The organism is Butyricicoccus faecihominis, from assembly GCF_014648015.1.
Taxonomy (GTDB): Bacteria; Bacillota; Clostridia; order Oscillospirales; family Butyricicoccaceae; genus Agathobaculum; species Agathobaculum butyriciproducens.
The window spans coordinates 160,222-178,866 of the sequence record NZ_BMQH01000002.1 but is presented as its reverse complement, the minus strand read 5'-3'; the positions used below and the strand labels follow the sequence as shown (position 1 = coordinate 178,866).

23 protein-coding genes are annotated in these 18,645 nt (G+C 56.9%); 10 read left to right on the top strand and 13 right to left on the bottom strand.

Features of this window, described 5'->3' with window-relative positions; all coding sequences use genetic code 11:
- Both IEY11_RS02505 and IEY11_RS02500 read left to right on the top strand, forming a co-directional pair.
- Positions 1-402, top strand: coding sequence for a secondary thiamine-phosphate synthase enzyme YjbQ (locus IEY11_RS02505; protein ID WP_118360230.1), 402 nt, complete (start codon positions 1-3; stop codon positions 400-402).
- Between the two features lie 65 nt (positions 403-467).
- Entirely contained in the window at positions 468-1,010 is a 543-nt protein-coding gene (locus tag IEY11_RS02500; protein ID WP_188885666.1) for a nitroreductase family protein, read from the top strand.
- An 841-nt stretch (positions 1,011-1,851) separates the two neighbouring features.
- Here IEY11_RS02500 and IEY11_RS02495 read toward each other — a convergent pair.
- The 6 genes from IEY11_RS02495 to IEY11_RS02470 form a co-directional block, all read right to left on the bottom strand.
- Positions 1,852-2,226 carry a hypothetical protein gene (locus tag IEY11_RS02495; protein WP_118478570.1) on the bottom strand — a complete coding sequence of 125 codons (375 nt, stop codon included), beginning with the start codon at positions 2,224-2,226 and terminating at the stop codon, positions 1,852-1,854.
- Positions 2,226-2,528 carry a DUF2089 family protein gene (locus IEY11_RS02490; RefSeq protein WP_110437322.1) on the bottom strand — a complete coding sequence of 101 codons (303 nt, stop codon included), beginning with the start codon at positions 2,526-2,528 and terminating at the stop codon, positions 2,226-2,228. Before IEY11_RS02490 ends, IEY11_RS02495 begins: the two co-directional genes overlap by 1 nt.
- Positions 2,529-2,666: 138 nt before the next feature.
- Positions 2,667-3,161, bottom strand: a complete 495-nt coding sequence (locus IEY11_RS02485; protein WP_118478568.1) for a GNAT family N-acetyltransferase — start codon at positions 3,159-3,161, stop codon at positions 2,667-2,669.
- 2 nt (positions 3,162-3,163) lie between these two features.
- The gene (locus tag IEY11_RS02480) at positions 3,164-3,937 is read right to left on the bottom strand and encodes an alpha/beta hydrolase (RefSeq protein ID WP_188885665.1); all 774 of its coding nucleotides are present in this window, start codon (positions 3,935-3,937) and stop codon (positions 3,164-3,166) included.
- 8 nt (positions 3,938-3,945) lie between these two features.
- Positions 3,946-4,968 carry a LacI family DNA-binding transcriptional regulator gene (locus IEY11_RS02475; RefSeq protein ID WP_188885664.1) on the bottom strand — a complete coding sequence of 341 codons (1,023 nt, stop codon included), beginning with the start codon at positions 4,966-4,968 and terminating at the stop codon, positions 3,946-3,948.
- Positions 4,969-5,235: 267 nt separating this feature from the next.
- Positions 5,236-5,931 carry a 4Fe-4S binding protein gene (locus IEY11_RS02470; RefSeq protein ID WP_188885663.1) on the bottom strand — a complete coding sequence of 232 codons (696 nt, stop codon included), beginning with the start codon at positions 5,929-5,931 and terminating at the stop codon, positions 5,236-5,238.
- Between the two features lie 872 nt (positions 5,932-6,803).
- On the opposite strand from IEY11_RS02470, the gene IEY11_RS02465 reads away from it, so the two are divergent.
- Genes IEY11_RS02465 through IEY11_RS02455 form a run of 3 tightly spaced genes read left to right on the top strand, consistent with a single transcriptional unit; the run spans position 6,804 to position 10,240 of the window.
- Positions 6,804-7,472: a Crp/Fnr family transcriptional regulator gene (locus IEY11_RS02465; RefSeq protein WP_188885662.1), complete on the top strand. Its 669-nt coding sequence runs from the start codon at positions 6,804-6,806 to the stop codon at positions 7,470-7,472.
- Positions 7,473-7,498: 26 nt separating this feature from the next.
- Entirely contained in the window at positions 7,499-8,863 is a 1,365-nt protein-coding gene (pepV, locus tag IEY11_RS02460; protein ID WP_188885661.1) for a dipeptidase PepV, read from the top strand.
- 9 nt (positions 8,864-8,872) lie between these two features.
- A complete protein-coding gene (locus tag IEY11_RS02455; RefSeq protein ID WP_188885660.1) occupies positions 8,873-10,240 on the top strand; it encodes an MATE family efflux transporter in 1,368 nt (455 codons plus the stop codon).
- 41 nt (positions 10,241-10,281) lie between these two features.
- Here the strand turns inward: IEY11_RS02455 and IEY11_RS02450 are convergent, their stop codons facing one another.
- Positions 10,282-11,004, bottom strand: coding sequence for a peptidoglycan recognition protein family protein (locus tag IEY11_RS02450; protein WP_243022771.1), 723 nt, complete (start codon positions 11,002-11,004; stop codon positions 10,282-10,284).
- Positions 11,005-11,270: 266 nt separating this feature from the next.
- Between IEY11_RS02450 and IEY11_RS02445 the strand changes: the two genes are divergently transcribed.
- On the top strand, positions 11,271-11,861 hold the full coding sequence (locus tag IEY11_RS02445) for a GerMN domain-containing protein (RefSeq protein WP_188885659.1): 591 nt from the start codon (positions 11,271-11,273) through the stop codon (positions 11,859-11,861).
- Between the two features lie 44 nt (positions 11,862-11,905).
- On the opposite strand, the gene thiE is transcribed toward IEY11_RS02445, so the two are convergent.
- Genes thiE through IEY11_RS02420 form a run of 5 tightly spaced genes read right to left on the bottom strand, consistent with a single transcriptional unit; the run spans position 11,906 to position 14,879 of the window.
- Positions 11,906-12,538 (bottom strand): thiamine phosphate synthase, encoded by a 633-nt coding sequence (gene thiE, locus IEY11_RS02440; RefSeq protein ID WP_188885658.1) that lies wholly within the window; start codon positions 12,536-12,538, stop codon positions 11,906-11,908.
- A gap of 21 nt (positions 12,539-12,559) precedes the next feature.
- Positions 12,560-13,114 carry a DUF6652 family protein gene (locus IEY11_RS02435; protein WP_188885657.1) on the bottom strand — a complete coding sequence of 185 codons (555 nt, stop codon included), beginning with the start codon at positions 13,112-13,114 and terminating at the stop codon, positions 12,560-12,562.
- A gap of 33 nt (positions 13,115-13,147) precedes the next feature.
- Positions 13,148-13,870: a nitrilase-related carbon-nitrogen hydrolase gene (locus tag IEY11_RS02430; protein WP_188885656.1), complete on the bottom strand. Its 723-nt coding sequence runs from the start codon at positions 13,868-13,870 to the stop codon at positions 13,148-13,150.
- Entirely contained in the window at positions 13,867-14,343 is a 477-nt protein-coding gene (locus IEY11_RS02425) for a YbaK/EbsC family protein (protein WP_117492119.1), read from the bottom strand. The genes IEY11_RS02430 and IEY11_RS02425 overlap by 4 nt, the downstream gene beginning before the upstream one ends.
- 5 nt (positions 14,344-14,348) lie before the next feature.
- Entirely contained in the window at positions 14,349-14,879 is a 531-nt protein-coding gene (locus IEY11_RS02420) for a DUF1836 domain-containing protein (RefSeq protein ID WP_118730322.1), read from the bottom strand.
- Positions 14,880-15,074: 195 nt separating this feature from the next.
- Between IEY11_RS02420 and IEY11_RS02415 the strand changes: the two genes are divergently transcribed.
- Entirely contained in the window at positions 15,075-16,040 is a 966-nt protein-coding gene (locus IEY11_RS02415) for a polysaccharide deacetylase family protein (protein WP_188885655.1), read from the top strand.
- A gap of 146 nt (positions 16,041-16,186) precedes the next feature.
- On the top strand, positions 16,187-16,840 hold the full coding sequence (gene trhA, locus IEY11_RS02410; protein ID WP_117492125.1) for a PAQR family membrane homeostasis protein TrhA: 654 nt from the start codon (positions 16,187-16,189) through the stop codon (positions 16,838-16,840).
- An 87-nt stretch (positions 16,841-16,927) separates the two neighbouring features.
- On the opposite strand, the gene IEY11_RS02405 is transcribed toward trhA, so the two are convergent.
- On the bottom strand, positions 16,928-17,299 hold the full coding sequence (locus IEY11_RS02405) for an MmcQ/YjbR family DNA-binding protein (protein WP_188885654.1): 372 nt from the start codon (positions 17,297-17,299) through the stop codon (positions 16,928-16,930).
- 360 nt (positions 17,300-17,659) lie between these two features.
- On the opposite strand from IEY11_RS02405, the gene IEY11_RS02400 reads away from it, so the two are divergent.
- Together IEY11_RS02400 and rbr are read left to right on the top strand one after the other, a co-directional pair.
- Entirely contained in the window at positions 17,660-18,025 is a 366-nt protein-coding gene (locus tag IEY11_RS02400) for a Fur family transcriptional regulator (RefSeq protein WP_279289178.1), read from the top strand.
- Positions 18,026-18,097: 72 nt separating this feature from the next.
- Entirely contained in the window at positions 18,098-18,637 is a 540-nt protein-coding gene (gene rbr / locus IEY11_RS02395) for a rubrerythrin (RefSeq protein ID WP_188885652.1), read from the top strand.
- Positions 18,638-18,645 lie beyond the last annotated feature (8 nt).

Genomic DNA, 18,645 nt, shown 5'->3' with positions numbered 1-18,645 from the left:
ATGAAAACCAGGGAATTTTCCATCTCGACCGATCACGAGGGCATGTACAATATCACCGCCAGATTGCGTGAAGTCATCCGCGAGAGCGGTGTGCAGAGCGGTCTTGCCGTGGTGTACTGTCCGCACACGACCGCCGGTATCACCATCAACGAAAACGCCGACCCGGATGTGCAGCACGACCTGCTGCTCGGTCTGCGCGAGGCGTTTCCCGACCGGCGCGAGTTCCGGCATGCCGAGGGCAATTCGACCGCGCACCTCAAGTGCAGCTATGTCGGCCCGAGCCAGACCGTGCTCATCGAGGACGGCAAGCCCCTCCTCGGCATCTGGCAGGGCGTGTACTTCTGCGAGTTCGACGGTCCGCGCCATCGCCGCTACTATATTAAGGTAATGGCAGATAATTAACTTGCACTTGCTTTTCCGCTCTGCTATAATAAAGTCAAACATACTCTAAAAAGGAAGATATTCTCATGGAAGCACTGGAATGTATCAAAACCCGCCGAAGCATCCGCAAGTTCACCGAGCAGCCTGTGACCGAGGACGAGGTTCGTCAGGTCGTTGAAGCTGCCGCCTTTGCGCCGAGCTGGAAGAATACGCAGATCGCGCGCTACATCGTTGTGACCGACAAGGAAAAGAAGGACAAGCTGGCGGACGACTGCATGCTGGACTTCGCCTTCAACCAGAAGACCACGCACGGTGCACCGGCACTGGTCGTGCTGACCATGATCAAGGGTCGCTCGGGCTACGAGCGCGACGGCTCGTTCAGCACCCCGCTTGCCACTCACTGGCAGTCCTTTGACGCGGGCGTTGCCGCGCAGACCTTCTGCCTTGCCGCGCACGCGCTCGGTCTCGGCACGGTCATCATGGGCGTTTACGATCCCGCCGAGGTTGCCAAGGTCGTGGAAATCCCCGAGGGTCAGGAAGTGGCCGCGCTCATCGCACTTGGTCATCCGGCACAGGACCCGCAGGCTCCGGCGCGTAAGGATGTCGATACGCTGCTGCGATTTGAGTAAAAGTGCATACTTTGAGCACCGTGGAAGCAATTCTGCGGTGCTTTTCTTTTCTCGACACAAGGTGACCAGGGCACACGAACTGCCGTCGGCGGGTTCGCCCTATCTGGGCGGCTCCTTTTTCTGCACCGGAAAGCCGGGGTGCGCGAACTGCGTTAGCGTGTTCGACCCTGACGGGCGGGGAGTTTTTCGCTGAACCTCAGCGGGGAGTTGCGCTCTGCGGAGCGCGGGGATTCGCCGCGCCCGCGGCGGGGGCAAAAAGGAAGGACAACCTGCGGTTTTCCTTCCTCTTTGAACTCCTACCTTTCCCTTGCTTCCTAATCTGGCGCAGACCAGAGACCGGCGACCGCTTCGAAAAGAGGAACGGCAGTCGGGTTACCGTTGCGTGGCTCTCTCCACCTTTTCGCAGTTCACAGATAGCATACTGCTACACAGGCGAGTTACTCTACGCAGGCGCGACATAACAGTGTCGCGCAACACTTTGGCATGTTGTAACGCACGGCACCTGCGAATTAAGCATTCGGTACAATTTATCTTCGCAGGTGCCGGGCGGTATAACGCGCAAAAAAATTGGGCGGCACTGTCATGCCGCCCTCTGCGTGGACTTAATCTTATGTGTAGCAGAACGGTATCTGACACTGCGAATAGGTAAAGAAATGGGAGCACACTGTGCTCCCCTACGGTAGAAAAAATCCTCTGCCGTTCCTCTATAGTCTCAGTTCTCCCATCACCACCGTGCCCTCCAAGGGAAAGGGGTGATTCACAAGAGGGTGGAAACCGCAGGTGTCTACCCTCTTGTGCCCCGGCCGGGCAGGCCATGTCCCGCTGAATTTCAGCGAAAAACTCACAAATCCTGAATATTCATCTTCTCGATCTGCTTTTTGCGGTTCATCCCTCTGCGGCTGAGGAAGTAGATCACCAGCAGCACGATGGTCGGCATGGAGATAACGAGCAGCGTCAGCACCGTGTTGAGCACCGTCACGAACACGTCATACGAATCCACTCCGCCAACCGCATTGTCAGCCACTGAGGTCATCACCACATTCGTCACCACGTTCAGCAGGATGAACAGCTCCCCCGAAAACGTGATGGCAGGCAGTACCAGTCCCGGCACTTTGCTCTTCCGTCTGGAAAGATAGACCTGCAAAATAATCATTGCCGCGACAAACGCGATCAGAAAAATCAGCGAAATAATTGTAGAAACCGTTGCAATCAGCATTATTTGTTCCCCTCTCTCAGCTTTTTGTACTCGTTGATGAGCAGCTTCGCCGTGTCAAAATCCAGCTTGTCCTTGACCGCAAGACGCTTGATGAGCGCGATATACGGCTCCTCGTCCGCCTGCTCGCCAAGCCTGATCTTCTGGATCAGACGGTCCAGACGCAGGCGCACGGTCGGGTAGGTCACACCGTAAATGCCCGCGACCTCCTTGAGCGAACCCGACGCCAGCACGAATTTTTTGATGAACGACACGTCCTCCTCGTCCAGCGATGCAAGCCACTCCGGCATTACCTCGATTGCCACGGCTATCACTTCCTTTCATTGCAACTTCATTATAATATCAAATTATATTAAAGTCAATCTTTAATTTTATCAAAGTCCGGAAATAAAAAAACGGCACACCGTGAGATTCTCTCCGGTATGCCGTTTGCTGTTTCTTACTTACTTTTCTACTCGTTTCTGGAACGCCAGACGTTCTCCGCGCCCGTTTTCCAGCTCAATGACGCCGCAATAGGTATAGCCGAGCTTGTTCAGCAGACCCTGCATGGGCTTGTTGTTCGCGTGCGTGTCGATGCGGATGTTGCCGCACTGCTCCATGCACCAGTTCATGCAGAACGAAGCCGCGCCGTGCGTGCCCTTTGCCGCCGCGATACGGTGGACAACGCCGTACGGCGCATCGTCCAGCCAGGCGCCGCCGCGAATGACGCGGTAGGTCGGCTCGCCGTCGGTCGTAAACGCAAAGGTCGCTGCGATTTTGCCGTTGTCCTCGCAGACGTAGCTGCGGTGCAGTGCAAGATCCTTGTCCAGCATTTCCTGCGTCGGGAATCTGTCTCCCCACTGATCGGGATTGCCGTTTTCGCGCATAAATGCCCGCGCGTCCGCAAAAATTTTCTGCATCGCCGGAAGATCCTCCGGCCGGGCGTGTCGAATCTGCATTGTTATTCCTCCTTCAGCCATTCCGCGTAGAGTACCTGCCAGCGGTTTATATGCCGGTCGGGCACGCGCCCTTTCATCGGGTCTGCTGTCTCCAAATCCGCGAGCGCGAGTCCGTGCACGCCGTGCGGGAACAGGTGCAGCTCGTGGCTGATGTTCTCTCGGCGCAAAGCCGCCTCGAGCAGCAGCGTGTTCTCGACCGGAACGGTCGCGTCCGTCAGGGTGTGCCACAAAAATGTACGCGGCATGCGCGCGGAAACCAGCGTTTCCAGCGAAAATCTCCGCTGTTCCGCAGCATTTTCACCTGCCAGACGCACAAAGCTGCCGCGATGCGCATACGCTCCCGCCGAGACCACCGGATAGCACAGCACCGCCGCATTCGGTCGGTGCGCCTGCAAATCCGTGCCCGCAGGAAACCAGTCCGCGTCGTGCCACGTCGCCGCCAGCAGTCCCGCCAGATGGGCGCCCGCCGAAAATCCGCCGACCGCAATGCGGTCTGCCGCGATGCCGAGCTGTGCCGCATGTTCTCTCACCCAGGCGACAGACGCGGACAGCGTGTGCAGCGGCTTTACGCCAAGCGGCACCTCCGTGCAGTCGTACTCGAGCACGAACGCTTCCACACCGTCCCGCGCAAACGCACGCGCGACCGGTGCGCCCTCCCGGATGGAGCAGTATTCGTAGCCGCCGCCCGGGCACAGGATGAGCGCAGGCTTATTCCATCCGACCGGTGCCGGAAAATGTGTCAAAACGCCGTGATCGAGCCGCAAAACCTCTTTCATCGCGCACCTCACACGTTGTAGCGGTTGCGGATATCAATGCACGCAAGAATGCGGTCGGTCTCCGGCTTTTCGCCTGCCAGCAGGTAGTCCATGAGCAGCTCGATCGGACGTGCCCCCTGCAGGGCGGCATCCTGATCAATCAGGAAGTCGATGAGTCCGCGGCGGACATTCTCCGCATTTGCCGGAATCAAGTCGTGGCAGATCAGGTGCACCTTGCCCTGTAAACCCAGTTCACGCAGCGCGTCGCACGCGCCGAGCTGACCGTTTACCGAAACGTACACACCGCGCAGCGACGGATGCTCCTTCACGGCGCGGCACACAATATCATGCGCCAGCTGCTGATCGTCACCGCAGGTCTGCGGCGGCAGCAGGCTCAAACCGGGGAAATTTGCGGCAGCCTCGGTCTGAAAGCCGTCCACACGCTGCTGATGTGACCAGTTGTTTTCCTGACCGGCAACCAACAGGACTTCCCCGTGACCGGCGAGCAGCAGGTCCATCAGACCGGCGCTCATGCGTCCGCACGCGAAATTGTCCACGCCGACATAGCACAGGCGGCCCGAGTCCGGCAGATCCGAGTTGAAGGTAACGACCGGCATGCGCCCGGACAGCTCCTGAATACGGGCGCGTATCCGCTCGTCCTCCGCCGGAGAAAGCGCGATGCCCTGCACGCCTGCCTCGAGCAGCTCGTCGATCACGTCCAGCTGCTGCTGTGCATCGATGCCCTCAAGCGGCCGCACGAGGACCTCTGCGCCGGTGGTGGTAAAGTGCGCCGATGCGCGTTCGATCTCCTCAAATACCGTGTGCATGAACATGGTCTCGACCGACTGGACGATCACGCCGATCCTGATCGGGTTTTTCGCGCGTGCCAGCATGCGTCCCGCACGGTTCGGGCGGTAGCCTCGCTCTGCCGCAATGCGGCGCACGCGTGCCGCAACCTTGGGATCGACGCGTCCTCTGTCGTTAAGTGCCCGATCCACCGTGCCGCGGGAAACGCCCGCCAGCGCAGCGATCTCTGCCAAAGTGACTGCCATGAATTTTCGCTCCTACATACCGCGTTGCGCGGTGTCATTCCAAAGGCACCACCACACAATTTGACTGCGGTGCTTTGTGGAAATTTTGCGCTCTGACTTTGTTACGATTTCTTGCAATACATCAAGTATTGCTGCGAAACCGTGCCGCGTCAGAACACAAACTTTACTCACAAATCACTCTTGTCCAATTATGTGGTGTTACCTTTTTATTTTACACGTTTTGAACGAAAATTGCAAATGCAAATCAGTGAAATCGACAGAAATCGGTCAGTCGTCCAGCAGTTCGCCCTTGATGGAAATGGTCTTCACCTGCCACGGCAGCAGCTTGCCGCAGTGCTGCAGCGCAGTGCGGACGGCGTATTCCAGTCCGCCGCAGCACGGCACCTCCATGCGGACAACGGTTACGCTTTTGATGTTGTTCTGACGGAGGATTTCGGTCAGCTTCTCGCTGTAATCCACATCATCCAGCTTGGGACAGCCGACGAGCGTTACCTTCCCCCGGATAAAATCCTGATGGAAATTTGCGTACGCGTAAGCGGTGCAGTCTGCCGCAATGAGCAGGTTTGCGCCGTCAAAATAAGGCGCATTCACCGGCACGAGCTTGATCTGCACCGGCCACTGGCGCAGCTGGCTCGGCATCGGAATGAACGAGGCCGGCTGATTGACCGGGGCGTGTTCAATGCTCCGCGCCATGCTGCCCGGGCATCCGGTATGCGGCTGAGATTTTGCCTGCATATTGGCCTGCACAGCGGCTTCGTCATAAGCGGCGGCTTCGCGCTCGACGAACGAGATGGCGCCGGTCGGGCAGACCGGCAGGCAGTTGCCGAGGCCGTCGCAGTAGTCGTCGCGGAGCAGAGTGGCCTTGCCGTCCACCATGCCGATGGCGCCCTCGTGGCAGGCGTGGGCGCACAGGCCGCAGCCGTTGCATTTTTCTTTGTCGATTTCGATAATTTTGCGAATCATAGTGTTTTCTCCTTATATATCCTGTTTCTTGTCTTGAGATGGTTCCGCTGGAGCCGCCTACCCGGCGGGGGCACAAGAGGGTAGACACCAAGGTTTCCACCCTCTTGTGGATCACCCCTTTCCTATGAGGGCACGGCGAAATTTGCAGAGCTGAGACTACGAGGGAACGGCAGAGGATTTTTTCTTCCGCAGGACGGCCGTTGGCCGTCCATGTATCCGCGTATTCACAGTGTCGGATACCATTCTGCTACACAGGCGGGCAACTCTCCGCAGGGCGCGGCATAACCGTGCCGCGCAAATTTTTTACGCGTTATATTGGAAGGCACCTACGAAGATAAATGCTACCGAACGCCTACATTCGCAGGTGCCGTCCGTAAACTCCAGACTAACGGATTGCGCAACACAGTCATGTTGCGCCTGCGTAGAGTAAACTACATGTGTAGCAGTACACTATCTGACACTGCGAATCGGTTGAGAAAGACACGGTAGAAAAAATCCTCTGCCGTCCTCCTTTTCGAAGCGGTCGCCGCTCTCCGATTTTCGTCGGGCTATCAAGCAAGGGAAAGGTAGGAGTTCAAAGAGGAAGGGAAACCGCAGGTGTCCCTTCCTTTTTGCCCCCGCGGCGGGCGCCGCAGTCTCCCGCGCTCCGCAGAGCGCAACTCCCCGCTGAGGTTCAGCGGAAAACTCCCCGCCCGTTAGGGGCGAACACGCTCACGCAGTTCGTGTGCCCCGGTCAGCCGGTGCAGGAAAAAGAGCCGCCCCGTCAGGGCGAACCGCCTGCGCGGTTCGTGTGTCCCGCTTGACTTTACGCTCATATCTTACTATACTGAGAAGGCAAAGTATGTTGTCCCAACAACAAAACAGGAGGAAATATGAACCTGTCCATCCTTGCACGCTGCGGTCTGTTCCGCGGCATTGAAACCGCAGAATTATCCCCGCTTTTGCGCCGTCTGCACGCCTGCACGCGTGAATTTGACAAATTTCAGCCGATTTACCGTGTCGGCGATACCGCGCATGCGCTGTGCATTCTGCTCTCGGGCGGCGTGAATATCGAGCGCTGCGACGCATGGGGTCACAAGACGCTGCTCGACCACATTACGCCCGGTTTGGTATTCGCTGAAACGTACGCCTGCGTCCCCGGCACGCCCATGATGGTCTCCGCGGTGGCAGACGAGCCGTCCGAGGTGCTGTTCCTGCCGAGCGAAATGCTGCTCTCCTCTGCCGCGCAGGACAGCGCGCACAGTGTGCTTTTACGCAACCTTCTGGACGTCACCGCGCAGAAAAACCTGCTTTTGACGCGAAAAATCTTCCACACAAGTCCGAAATCCATGCGCGGCAAGCTGCTGTCGTACCTGTCCGCACAGGCGGTGCAGCACGGCTCGGACACGTTCGACATTCCGTTTGACCGTCAGCAGCTTGCCGACTACCTCGGCGTGGACCGCAGTGCGCTGTCCGCCGAGCTGAGCCGCATGCAGCGCGACGGACTCATCTCATACAAAAAGAGCCATTTTGTGCTCAACCATTCCCAATCCGATGAATAATCCACCCTGTTAAGGAGGTTTTTGTTATGAACTGCAAACCCTACATCCGCGCACATGCGGACGAACTGCTGGAAAGTCTTGCCGCGCTCGTGCGCATCCCAAGCGTAGAAGGCGTGCCGGAGGAGCATGCGCCGTTCGGCCGTGAGCCTGCCCGTGCGCTGCACGAAACGCTTGCGCTCTGCGAACAGCTGGGCTTCCGGACCGGCAATATGGACGACCGTGTCGGCTGGTGCGAGTACGGCGAAGGCGAGGAAATGGTGGCTGTGCTCGGTCATCTGGACGTTGTGCCCGCCGGCGACGGCTGGACCGAGACCGAGCCGTTTTCCGGCGAGATTAAAAACGGCCGCATTTACGGACGCGGCACGATGGACGACAAGGGCCCGATGGTGGCGGCCATCTACGCGCTGGCGGCGCTCAAGGATGCCGGATTTGCCCCCTCCAAGCGCATCCGTCTGCTGTTCGGCACCAACGAGGAAACCGGCTGCGGCGATATGTCGTGGTACGTTTCGCATGGCGGCGAACTGCCGGTGTACGGCTTCACGCCGGACGGCGAATACCCGATCATCAACGGCGAAAAGGGCATTCTCAACGGCACTTACAGCCGAAAGCTGCACCAGACCGGTGAATACCGCCTGACAAAGTTCGAGGGCGGTGCCGCCTCCAACATCTCTCCGGCGTATGCGGCGGCGGAGCTGCAGTGCCCGGCGGATGCGGCTTCCAAAATCTCCGCGGACAAGGTAACCGTCACGCCGATCGAGGGCGGCATCCGCGTGGAAGCCGAGGGCATTGCCGTTCACGGCTCGACCCCGGAGCAGGGCGAAAATGCCATCGGACGGCTGGCGCAGGCACTCAATCAGCTGCCGCTGACCGGCGAACTTGGCGACTGCATGGCATTTGTGGCAGAGCGCATCGGCATGGAGGTACACGGCGAGTCCCTCGGTCTCGCCATGCGCGATGAGCTGTCCGGCCCGCTGACGCTCAACCTCGGCGTGGCAAAATTTGAGCAGGAAACGCTGTCGCTCGTTTTCTCGGTGCGCTACCCGGTCACCTTGCAATACGAGCGCGTATACCCGCGTCTGTCGCGCGGTTTCACGCTCGGCGGCTTTACCGAAACCGAGCTGACGCACGCGGCGGCCATTTACATGCCGCCCGAAAGCGAACTCATCCGCAGACTGTCCAAGGTATATGAGGAGCAGACCGGCGAGAAGGCGGAGCTCAAGAGCATCGGCGGCGGCACCTATGCCAAGTCCATGCCGAACCTTGTCGCATTTGGTCCGATCTTCCCCGGCGATGAGGTGCGCGAGCACAAGCCGGACGAGTACATGGAGATCGAGCGCGTGCTGCAGAACGCGGAAATCATCGCGGCGGCAATGTACGAACTGGCAAAGTAAGGAGATTGTATGAGCAGAGAGACAAATATGACCGTCGGCCGTCCGACAAAACTCATTCTCGGACTGGCCGTACCGCTGATTTTGACAAATGTCGGTCAGCAGCTATACACAGTCGCAGACGCGTCCATCGTCGGGCGCGGTGTCGGTGTGGAGGCGCTGGCCGCACTCGGCGCGACCGACTGGCTGTACTGGCTGGTGCTGTGGACCGTGCAGGCCATGACGCAGGGCTTTTCCGTGCTCGTGTCGCAGACCTTCGGCTCAAACGATAAGAAGGGACTGCGCAAGGCCATCACCATGTCCGTGCTGCTGTGCGCGGCAGTCGGCATCCTGCTGACCGTGGTGTTTGTGTCCTCGGCAGGCTGGCTGCTGCACCTGCTGGACACGCCCGAGAACATCTATGACGGCGCGCACATTTATTTGACCATGATGTATGCGGGCACGCTCATCACGATGGCGTACAACATGGCAGCGGCGATCCTCCGCGCACTCGGAGACGGCAAAAGTCCGCTTATTGCCATGTTTACTGCCGGATGTCTGAACATTGTGCTCGACCTGCTGTTCGTTATCCGCTTCGGCTGGGGCATTCCGGGCGCTGCCGCCGCGACGCTGCTCGCGCAGCTGTTTGCATTCGCGTACTGCGTCATTGCGCTGCGGAAAATCCCGGCTGCGTCCGTCGAAAAGCCGGACTGGCAGCCGGACAGCAGTGTGATCCGGCGGCTGTGCCATCTTGGTCTGCCGCTCGCGCTGCAGCATTTCGTCATCGTCATCAGCGGCATCATCATGCAGGCGGTTATCAACACCTGCGGCTTTGTGTTCCTCGCGGGCTTCACCGCGACCAACAAGCTGCACGGCCTGATGGACTGCTCCGCGTCCGCGTTCGGCTACGCCGCCTCGACCTACACCGGCCAGAACTGGGGCGCAAACCGGCTTGACCGCGTGCGGATGGGTGTCCGCTCGACGCTTGTGCTGGCGCTCAGCTTTTCCGCGCTGCTGGCGGCGGGCATGATCCTGTTCGGCCGTCACGTTGTCGCCCTGTTTATCTCCGCGGATGCCGCCAACGCCGCCGAGGCGCTGTCGGTCGCGTACGATTATCTGGTCGTCATGAGCACGTTTTTGCTGTCCGCCTATGTGCTGCACACCTACCGCTCGGCTCTGCAGGGCATGGGCTTTACGACCGCGCCCATGCTCTCCGGTCTGACCGAGTTTGCAGGCCGTGTGGGTGCATCGCTGCTGCTGACCAAGGTCATCGGCGAGCGCGGTCTGTTCTACACGGACGCGGCCGCGTGGACATTCGCAGCGGTATTCCTTGCGGCATCGTACTATATCCAGCTGCTTATCATCCGAAAAAAAGGTCTGACCTATCAAAACACAAAGTAACCAAAAGAGGCTGTAAATTTAATTTACAGCCTCTTTTGCGCTTATTCGCCGTAGATTCCGGCGCGGTCGTTGATAACCAGTGTGCGGAGCAGCTCTTCGGTCAGGTCGAGCTTTCCGTGCTCATCGCCAAGCAGCCAGCCCTTGCGCGTCAGCTTCTCGACAGTCGGCTTCGCCCACGCGGGAACGGCGGAAACGCTGTTGTACGTCCTGCGGGTGTTCTCGATGATCTTCTTTACCTCGGCTTCGGTCATGTCAGGTTCCTCCTTTTTCTGTAACCCCTGCTTGAATGCTGTCCACGCGGATGCGCTCTCGACGAACGGCGCAGGACAGTTTTTGTGCGTAACATCGTAGTGGCGCACAACATTTTCGAGCGGAATACCGTATTTCGCCATCAGTTCGCGCGTCAGCGCCTGCGCCCGGCGCACGGTCTCGGGCATAAAGTAGAATTTCTCGCCGTTTTTGCGGCTGCACAGCTCAATGCCGATGCTGTTCGCGTTGCGGCAGTACGGGTGGAAATAGACGCCGCGCGTGCCGCAGTGCCATGCGATATCCGCGTCGCGGACCGACTGCCAGACCTCGTTTTCGTCCACAAAGTAGTGCGCTGAGGTCGAAATCTCCGCCCGAGCGAAGTAATCCGCATTATTTTTCGCGGTATCGCCGTCGTTCGCCGTAAAGTGAATCACCAGATAGCGGATATCCTCCTTCCCGCGTGCGGCTCGGCGGTAGTTGCCGCTGTGCGCCTGTTTGAATGCAATGTTCATCATTGCGTCACCTCCTTCAACCCTATGCCGGATGGAGGTGAAAATTGACCGAGAATGGTCAACTTTTTGAAAATTTTCGAGAAATTTTTCTGCACCGATTGTGCAGGGCACTCGAACTGCCGCAGGCGGGTTCGCCCCCAACGGATCGGTGCCAAAAACAGAGGACGCCCAAACCGGGGCAAAAAGCCGCCGTTTGTTAACAGTATATCCCTTGTATTTTCCCGTCTGGCTTGATACAATAAGCTTGTAAGAGAAAGGAGGCGTTTACAATGAAACGCTCAAAAGTTATTATAGCCGTAATTGCGATCATTGCAGTAGTCGCCGCAGCCTGTGTATATGGATATGTCCGCAGCAAGCCCGCCGATGAGCCGGAAAAGCCTGCTGTTACCAAGCCGGAGAACCCGACCACGCCGGACGACAGCAATTCCGGCAAACCGTCCGATTCCAAGACAAATGAACCTGCCGTACAGCCGGAAAACCCCAATCCGAGCGGCACGGAGTCGGTCACGATCTACGTTCCGGATGAACAGGGTGAAACACTCACGCCGACCGGCGCAGACGCGAAGGACGACTCCGACCAGTCGCTCGTGGATGCGCTCATCGCCGCAGGCTCGCTGCCCGAGGGCGTCAAGGTGCAGTCCTCGTCGCTCGAGAACGGCACGCTCACGCTCGACATGAATGCCGCCTTCGGCGAGGCGATCCGCGCCTCCGGCACCGCCGGTGAAACGCTCAAGATCTACGCACTGGTCAACACGTTCGCGCAGGCGCGCGGCGCAACCGCAGTGCTCATCACCGTGGACGGCAAGGTGCTCGAAAGCGGACACGAGGTCTACGATTACGCGATCGAGCCAAACAACTGACCTGCAAAAGAAAAGCTCCGAAACACCTGTTTCGGAGCTTTTTCTTACTTATTCATCATTTTCAGGAATTTTTCCTTGATATGCGCGGCAGCCGCGCACGGATCGTCCGCCTTCATGACGGCAGAGACCACGGCGATGCCCTTGATGGGGCTGTCAGCCAGCACGTCCATGTTATCCGCGTTCAGGCCGCCGATGGCAACCACCGGAATCGGGACTGCGCGGCACACATCGTTCAGCACGGAGACCGGCGTAACCTTGGTGGTAACGTGGGTGGTCGTCGGGTAAATGGCGCCGGTGCCGAGGTAATCCGCGCCGTCGTTGTACGCGGCAACGGCTGCTTCGACCGTCTTGGCAGTCGCACCGACGATCTTATCCGGGCCGAGCAGACTGCGGCAGACTGCCACCGGCAGGTCGCTCGCGCCGACGTGCACGCCGGCTGCATCACAGGCAATGGCAACATCCACGCGGTCGTCGATGATGAGCGGCACGCTGTAGCGGTCGGTGATAGACTTGACCTGCTGCGCCAGCTCAAGGTAGCTGCATCCGCCGGTGTCCTTCTCGCGGAGCTGAATGAGCGTTGCACCGCCCCTGCACGCCTCGTCCACCGCGTGGAGCAGGGTCTCGGTCGTGTGGTAGGTACTGTCCGTAATGACATATAATGTAGGATCAAACTGCATGATGATACTCCTTTTTTTAACTTATTGTGCCGTTTCGCATTCTTTTACCGTCTTACGAATGAAAAACAGGCTAATGACATCAACAACGTAAATAAATTGGGAAATGACCTGCCGGACTGCGGTTCCGGTGCTGATTTTGCCCTGCCTGCGCGCGTGCAGGATGAGCGCAATGCAGTAGCCGGACGAGGCCATCATGGCGAACCAGGCAACCAGCATTTGTAAGAGCACGACCGGCAGCGTCATCGGGAAAATCAGCGTAAACATGCCGTAAATCATGCCGAAAAAGAAATTCAGCAGGAACATTGGAATCGCGATGCACTTCATTGCAATGATGCAGCGCCACAGCGTCTGCCGCACCGCCGGGTCGGACAGCCGCCTGTACATCACAGCAGCGCAAATCAGATTGCAGATTGCCAACGGCCCAATAAGCAGCCAGAACAGGAATAATCCCATCTGAAATATGTCCTTATCCGTTCCTTGCGCCACAAAAGCGCACAGAAATTCGCCTGCATACGACAGCGCCAGACCGACAAAGCAAACGATTTCACAGATGCCAAAAAACTTTGCAGCCTTCATTCGCTCTCCCCTTTTAGCGCATGTTAATTTTCATCAATTTATTTTCACGATAAGCAAATCCTGTTCTTCCCCGAGTTCACCGAGCGCGGTGCCGTCCGGCTGAAACGCCATGCTGTGCCCGACAAATTTTCCGGGTGCATACTGATCTGCACCGAGCACGGTCAGACCGTTCTCGATGGCTCGCGCGCACAGCAGGGTGCGCCAGTGCAGCAGCTTGTTCTCGCCCTGCACCCAGCCCGCCGGAACGAACAGCGTCTCGGCGCCGCGCGCCTTCTGCTCGGCGGCCAGCGCCGGAAACCGAAGCTCGAAGCAGGTAATGATACCCAGTTTTCCGGCGGGTGTCTCGATGGGCAAAAACGGCCTGTCCCCTGCCCGGCACTCGTCGGATTCCCGATAGCCGAAGGCATCATACAAACGGTTCTTGCGGTGCGTTCCGCGCAGGCTGCCGCGGTCATCAAGAACCGCAATCGTATTGTATGGCAGACCGTCCGTGCGCTCGTACATGCCTGCGGCAATCCACAGGCCGTATCTCCTGCAAAGCTCACCGAGCGCAATAATGAACGCGCCGTCACACCGCTCTGCGGCCTCGATATTTTTCGACCGTGCGTTCATTTTTGCGTAATACATGCTGTATTCCGGCAAAAACAGTATTTTTGCTTCATTTTCCGCTGCCGTTTGTGCAAGGTGTTCTATTTCCCTGAGATTGGCAGTTTTGTCCTCTCCGGCGCTGAACTGCCCGATAGCAACCGTGCTCACGCCTCTCTCCAGCCCTTACATATGTCCACCCATGCCTTGAAACCGGAGAATTTCTCCAGTTCCGGGATGGTGACCTCGATGGCTGAGTTGGACGAGCCGCACGCCGGGAATACCGTCTCGAACCGTCGGAGCGATTCATCGAGATAGACCGTTACGCCGTCGTTCACGCCGAACGGGCACACGCCGCCGACCGCATGACCGATCTCCGGCTCGACCTCCTCAAACGCGAGCATTCGCGCCTTGCAGCCGAACCGCGCCTTGTACTTCGGGTTGTCGATCTTGGTGTCGCCTGCCGCAACGATGAGAATCACGCCGTCATTCGTGCGGAACGACAGCGTTTTTGCGATGCGTGCCGGTTCGCAGTGGGCGGCTTCGGCGGCCAGCTCTACGGTCGCGCTGGACACCGGGAACTCGATCACGCGATTCTCTGCGCCGAACTGACGCAGATACGCTTTTGCTTTTTCGATGGACATGGGTCTCAATCTCCTTCTGTCTGCTGCGGGATATCGTCGATCATGCTTTCGCACAGCCGACGTAAATAATTTGCAATTTCGCTGAGCGCAAGGCATGTGCACAGCCGCTCCTCCGGGTCATCCGGCGTCTCGGGCAACTGGGAGGTCAGCAGCGGCGGAATGGCTTCGCGCATGCGCTTCTTGTCCGCGAGCAGATGCTCGTAGCACGCCGCAAAGTCCACATCGTCCCGACCGGTCAGCGCCTTTACATCGTTTAAGCGCAGCGTCTGCTTCAAATGGTACACGCAGAGCAGCTGCATGATCTGCTGGCGCGTGTATTTTTTGCCCTTCACCGGCGTCATAAGCCCTTCCTTGACGTAGTTGTTGACCATGGTTTTTGTCAGCAGCTTATCCTCCGGCGTGCGCTTGCTGCCTGATAGACACTGATCGAACAGCGTCAGCACCTGATCCATATACAGGTCAAGCTGCGGCACCTCGTCGGGCATGATATCGCGGTCGGCAAAGACCGCTTCTATGGTTTTCTCCAGCCGCGGCATGGCGTTCACCTCATCTTTTACAAAATATTAACAACTGCAGTACCGAACGGAAACACGCAATTTTTCGTCTGCCCGTGCGGCCTGCAATGCTATTATTATAAGCCTTTTGCGCGCTTCACGCAAGAGTTATGCCGCTCGACAAACCCACTATACTATGGTATACTGAACGTACAATAAGCGGTAGGAGGCTTACATATGAAAAAATTCTGGCAACGCCTGGTCCTTTTCGGACTGACAGGTGCATTTTTTGTATCCTGTATCAGCTGCAGCGCGGCAAATACTGCCTCGAAGGTTCCGATTCTGATGTATCACAACCTGACGAACGACCCGTCCGCCGTGACGAGCATGACCATCACCGGCGAGCGGTTTCAGGAGGACATGGAATATCTGGAATACAACGGCTACACGCCGCTGCTCTCCTCGGATTTGATCGACATCCGAGCCGGAAAGGAAGCCATGCCCGAGCGGCCGGTCATGATCACCTTTGACGATGGTTATCGCTCCAATTACGATATTGCGTACCCGATTCTGCAGAAAACCGGCATGAAGGCCGTCATTGCGCTGATCGGCAAAAGCATCCGCGCAAACGACAACACGGAAGCGAACCGCTTTTTCCTCAAGTGGGATGAGGCAGCCGAAATGGCCGACAGCGGTCTGGTAGAGCTGGGTTCTCACACCTACAACCTGCACAACCCGCAGTACGGCGGACTGACCGCACCGGACGGCATCAACGGCATCCAGCGGCTGAAGGGCGAGTCGCAGACGGCGTATAACAAGCGCGTCGGCGAGGATCTCAAGCAGAGCATCGACCTCATCACGCAAAATACCAGCCAGAAAAACGTGCTGTTTTTCGCATATCCGTTCGGCGCGCGCGATGCGTGGATGCAGCCGCTGCTGCAGAAAAACGGTATTCAGGTCAGCGTGCTGACCAACACCGAAACAGCGTCTATCCGGCGCGGATTGACCGATTTGCCGCGTTATCGCATCACGATGGACACCAAACTGAGCGATATTCTTCCGGCGAACCCGAACGCCTCGCACGATATTACCGTGCGGGCGCACATGCCGACCATGATCAAGAATGAGAAAATCCGGCAGGAAGTCGCCCGGCACCTTCCCGCACAGGAGAGAACCATAAAGATTCCGAAATCGTATACCTGATTTTTCAAGCACTGTCTTTGATTAACAAAGACGGTGCTTTTTTTATGGTGACAATCTAGAGAAAGCACTTGCAATTTCCGAAAAATGTGGTATCATAGCAGATGTGATATAGTTTTCAACTCTACATAGTAAAGGGAGGAGTTTGTATGCCTCGTGCATTTCTCAAGGCCCGTGAGCCGTTTTCCAGTTACTCTCATTTCATCGGTGCGGTGCTCAGCGGCGCCGGACTGTTCGTGCTGCTCGTGCGGCTGCTGTTCGATTCGTCCGTCACCGGCTCGCTTGCGGCGGCTGCCGTGGTGTTCTGCCTGTCGCTGATCGCGCTGTACTCCGCAAGCAGCGTGTACCATTTCTCCGGCCGCGGCGAAGCCGTCCTGCGGCGGCTGAAAAAGCTCGACCACAGCATGATCTATGTGCTGATCGCGGGCAGCTACACGCCGATTATTCTCAAATTCATGCCTGCGCCGCGCAGCTATATCTTTCTTGGCGTGATCTGGCTGATTGCGCTGACCGGCATTGCCATCAAGCTGCTGTGGATTGACGCGCCGCGTCTCATCGGCACCGCGCTGTACCTCGCGCTCGGCTGGGCAATCGCGTTTGATTTCGGAGTCGTGCTGTCCATGCCCGCGCCTGCCATTGCCCTGCTGGCCGCCGGAGGTCTGTCGTATACGGTCGGCGGCGTGATCTATATCGCCAAAAAGCCGAATTTAGGTAAAATGATCGGGTTTCATGAGCTGTTTCATCTGTTCGTAATCGTCGGCAGCGTTTGTCATTATCTGATGGTGTTTCTATATGTTCTCTAACAAACGAGCCGTGAATCTTCATGTGATTCACGGCTCGTTTTTGTTTTCATCCGCACCCGGCAAACCATTCGGCAAACCGAAAGCAGTCTATTTTTTATGCGTTTTAGGCGCTGTTGCCTCAAAACTCATATCCAGAAGCAGCTTCATTTTATCATCTGCAACGCTTCCGTCAAGAGCCACCGTGATCCAGCTTGCCTTGCTCATATGATACGCCGGGAAAAATCCCTTTTCTCCAAGCAGCGAGCCTATCAGTATCGGATCACATTTGAAATTAACCACCTGCAGCACTTCTTCTCCCTGCAGCCCCAGTTTCACCTTTGGCACATCCATGATAACGGCAAACCATTTTTTATTACTGCTATGGCGGAACACTCCATAATTCGGATACTTTATCCACGGATGATCCGGCTCTGTACCATAATTATTCCGTATATATTTTTCTAACGCCGTTCGATCCATACTGCCATCTCCATCCCCGGTTTATATTAAGGCAACACCGCACAATTAAAGCGGCGGTGCTTTGCAGAAATTTTGTGCTCTGACTTTGTTGCAGTTTCACGGTAATACATCAAGTATTACCGCAAAACTGTGCCTCGTCAGTACGCAAAATTTACTCGCAAATCACTCTTGTTCAATTATGCGGTATTGCCTTAAAATATCATACTCTCCGTATCGCCTGCAACCTTTTCAAAATCTCCTCCCATATATTATTCAAAAAAGTACTTCTTACCGATTGACAAAAATATGGATTTGCAATATACTCTTAATTAAGAAGCAATACTAATAAAGGAGGTGCATTTTATGTAGACCAGAAACACCATTCAGCGTCAGATTGTCTTGCAGGCAGTGAATCAGATGCACAACCACCCTACCGCGGATGCGATTTATGCCGTTATCGCGGCGCAGCACCCGACCATCAGCAAGGCCACGGTTTACCGCAATCTGAACCAGCTGGCAGCTCAGGGCGAGATTTTGCGCGTGCCTGTGCCGACCGGTGCCGATCACTTTGATTTCAACATCAAGCCGCATTATCATGTGCGGTGCACCAAGTGCGGCGGCGTTTTTGATGTATTTATGCCGCCTGTCACCGATCTCATCGACCGCGTGGAGGATTCCTCCGGTGTTGAGCTGCATCGGTACGAAATTCTGTTCGAGGGTATTTGCAGCGCTTGCAGGAAAGACTAAAAGAGCGGTCAGAACGGTCTGACCGTCAAAAGAGACAAGAAGAATAGGAAAAGCGGAGAAAGGATAACTGTTATGGCAGAACTCAAGGGCACCCGCACCGAAGCAAACCTGCAGACCGCATTTGCAGGCGAATCCATGGCACGCAACAAGTACACGTTCTTTGCCTCCAAGGCGAAAAAGGACGGCTATGTGCAGATTGCGAAAATCTTCGAGGAAACCGCCGCAAACGAGAAGGAGCATGCGAAAATCTGGTTCAAGCTGCTCAACGGCGGCATTGACGATACCGCAGCCAACCTCAAGGCTGCCGCAGAGGGCGAAAACTACGAGTGGACCGACATGTATGCCACCTTCGCCAAAGAGGCGCGTGAGGAGGGCTTCGACCACATCGCGGACCTGTTCGAGATGGTCGGCGCAATCGAAAAGGAGCACGAGGAACGCTACCGCAGACTGCTCAGGAATGTCGAGGATAAGCTGGTCTTTTCCCGCGACGGCGACTGCGTATGGCAGTGCTCCAACTGCGGACATATCGTGGTCGGCAAACAGGCGCCGGAGGTTTGCCCGGTTTGTGCACATCCTAAAGCCTACTTTGAACTCAAGGCTGACAATTACTAATTGAAAAT

What these genes read in the sequence shown, in the direction of transcription:
- IEY11_RS02450 (WP_243022771.1), bottom strand. Translation starts at nt 11,004, where the DNA reads ATGATGAACATTGCATTCAAACAGGCGCACAGCGGCAACTACCGCCGA.
- IEY11_RS02415 (WP_188885655.1), top strand. Translation starts at nt 15,075, where the DNA reads ATGAAAAAATTCTGGCAACGCCTGGTCCTTTTCGGACTGACAGGTGCA.
- trhA (WP_117492125.1), top strand. Translation starts at nt 16,187, where the DNA reads ATGCCTCGTGCATTTCTCAAGGCCCGTGAGCCGTTTTCCAGTTACTCT.
- IEY11_RS02475 (WP_188885664.1), bottom strand. Translation starts at nt 4,968, where the DNA reads ATGGCAGTCACTTTGGCAGAGATCGCTGCGCTGGCGGGCGTTTCCCGC.
- IEY11_RS02455 (WP_188885660.1), top strand. Translation starts at nt 8,873, where the DNA reads ATGAGCAGAGAGACAAATATGACCGTCGGCCGTCCGACAAAACTCATT.
- IEY11_RS02420 (WP_118730322.1), bottom strand. Translation starts at nt 14,879, where the DNA reads ATGCCGCGGCTGGAGAAAACCATAGAAGCGGTCTTTGCCGACCGCGAT.
- IEY11_RS02465 (WP_188885662.1), top strand. Translation starts at nt 6,804, where the DNA reads ATGAACCTGTCCATCCTTGCACGCTGCGGTCTGTTCCGCGGCATTGAA.
- IEY11_RS02425 (WP_117492119.1), bottom strand. Translation starts at nt 14,343, where the DNA reads ATGTCCATCGAAAAAGCAAAAGCGTATCTGCGTCAGTTCGGCGCAGAG.
- IEY11_RS02445 (WP_188885659.1), top strand. Translation starts at nt 11,271, where the DNA reads ATGAAACGCTCAAAAGTTATTATAGCCGTAATTGCGATCATTGCAGTA.
- IEY11_RS02470 (WP_188885663.1), bottom strand. Translation starts at nt 5,931, where the DNA reads ATGATTCGCAAAATTATCGAAATCGACAAAGAAAAATGCAACGGCTGC.
- IEY11_RS02500 (WP_188885666.1), top strand. Translation starts at nt 468, where the DNA reads ATGGAAGCACTGGAATGTATCAAAACCCGCCGAAGCATCCGCAAGTTC.
- IEY11_RS02485 (WP_118478568.1), bottom strand. Translation starts at nt 3,161, where the DNA reads ATGCAGATTCGACACGCCCGGCCGGAGGATCTTCCGGCGATGCAGAAA.
- pepV (WP_188885661.1), top strand. Translation starts at nt 7,499, where the DNA reads ATGAACTGCAAACCCTACATCCGCGCACATGCGGACGAACTGCTGGAA.
- IEY11_RS02505 (WP_118360230.1), top strand. Translation starts at nt 1, where the DNA reads ATGAAAACCAGGGAATTTTCCATCTCGACCGATCACGAGGGCATGTAC.
- thiE (WP_188885658.1), bottom strand. Translation starts at nt 12,538, where the DNA reads ATGCAGTTTGATCCTACATTATATGTCATTACGGACAGTACCTACCAC.
- IEY11_RS02405 (WP_188885654.1), bottom strand. Translation starts at nt 17,299, where the DNA reads ATGGATCGAACGGCGTTAGAAAAATATATACGGAATAATTATGGTACA.
- IEY11_RS02435 (WP_188885657.1), bottom strand. Translation starts at nt 13,114, where the DNA reads ATGAAGGCTGCAAAGTTTTTTGGCATCTGTGAAATCGTTTGCTTTGTC.
- IEY11_RS02495 (WP_118478570.1), bottom strand. Translation starts at nt 2,226, where the DNA reads ATGCTGATTGCAACGGTTTCTACAATTATTTCGCTGATTTTTCTGATC.
- IEY11_RS02480 (WP_188885665.1), bottom strand. Translation starts at nt 3,937, where the DNA reads ATGAAAGAGGTTTTGCGGCTCGATCACGGCGTTTTGACACATTTTCCG.
- rbr (WP_188885652.1), top strand. Translation starts at nt 18,098, where the DNA reads ATGGCAGAACTCAAGGGCACCCGCACCGAAGCAAACCTGCAGACCGCA.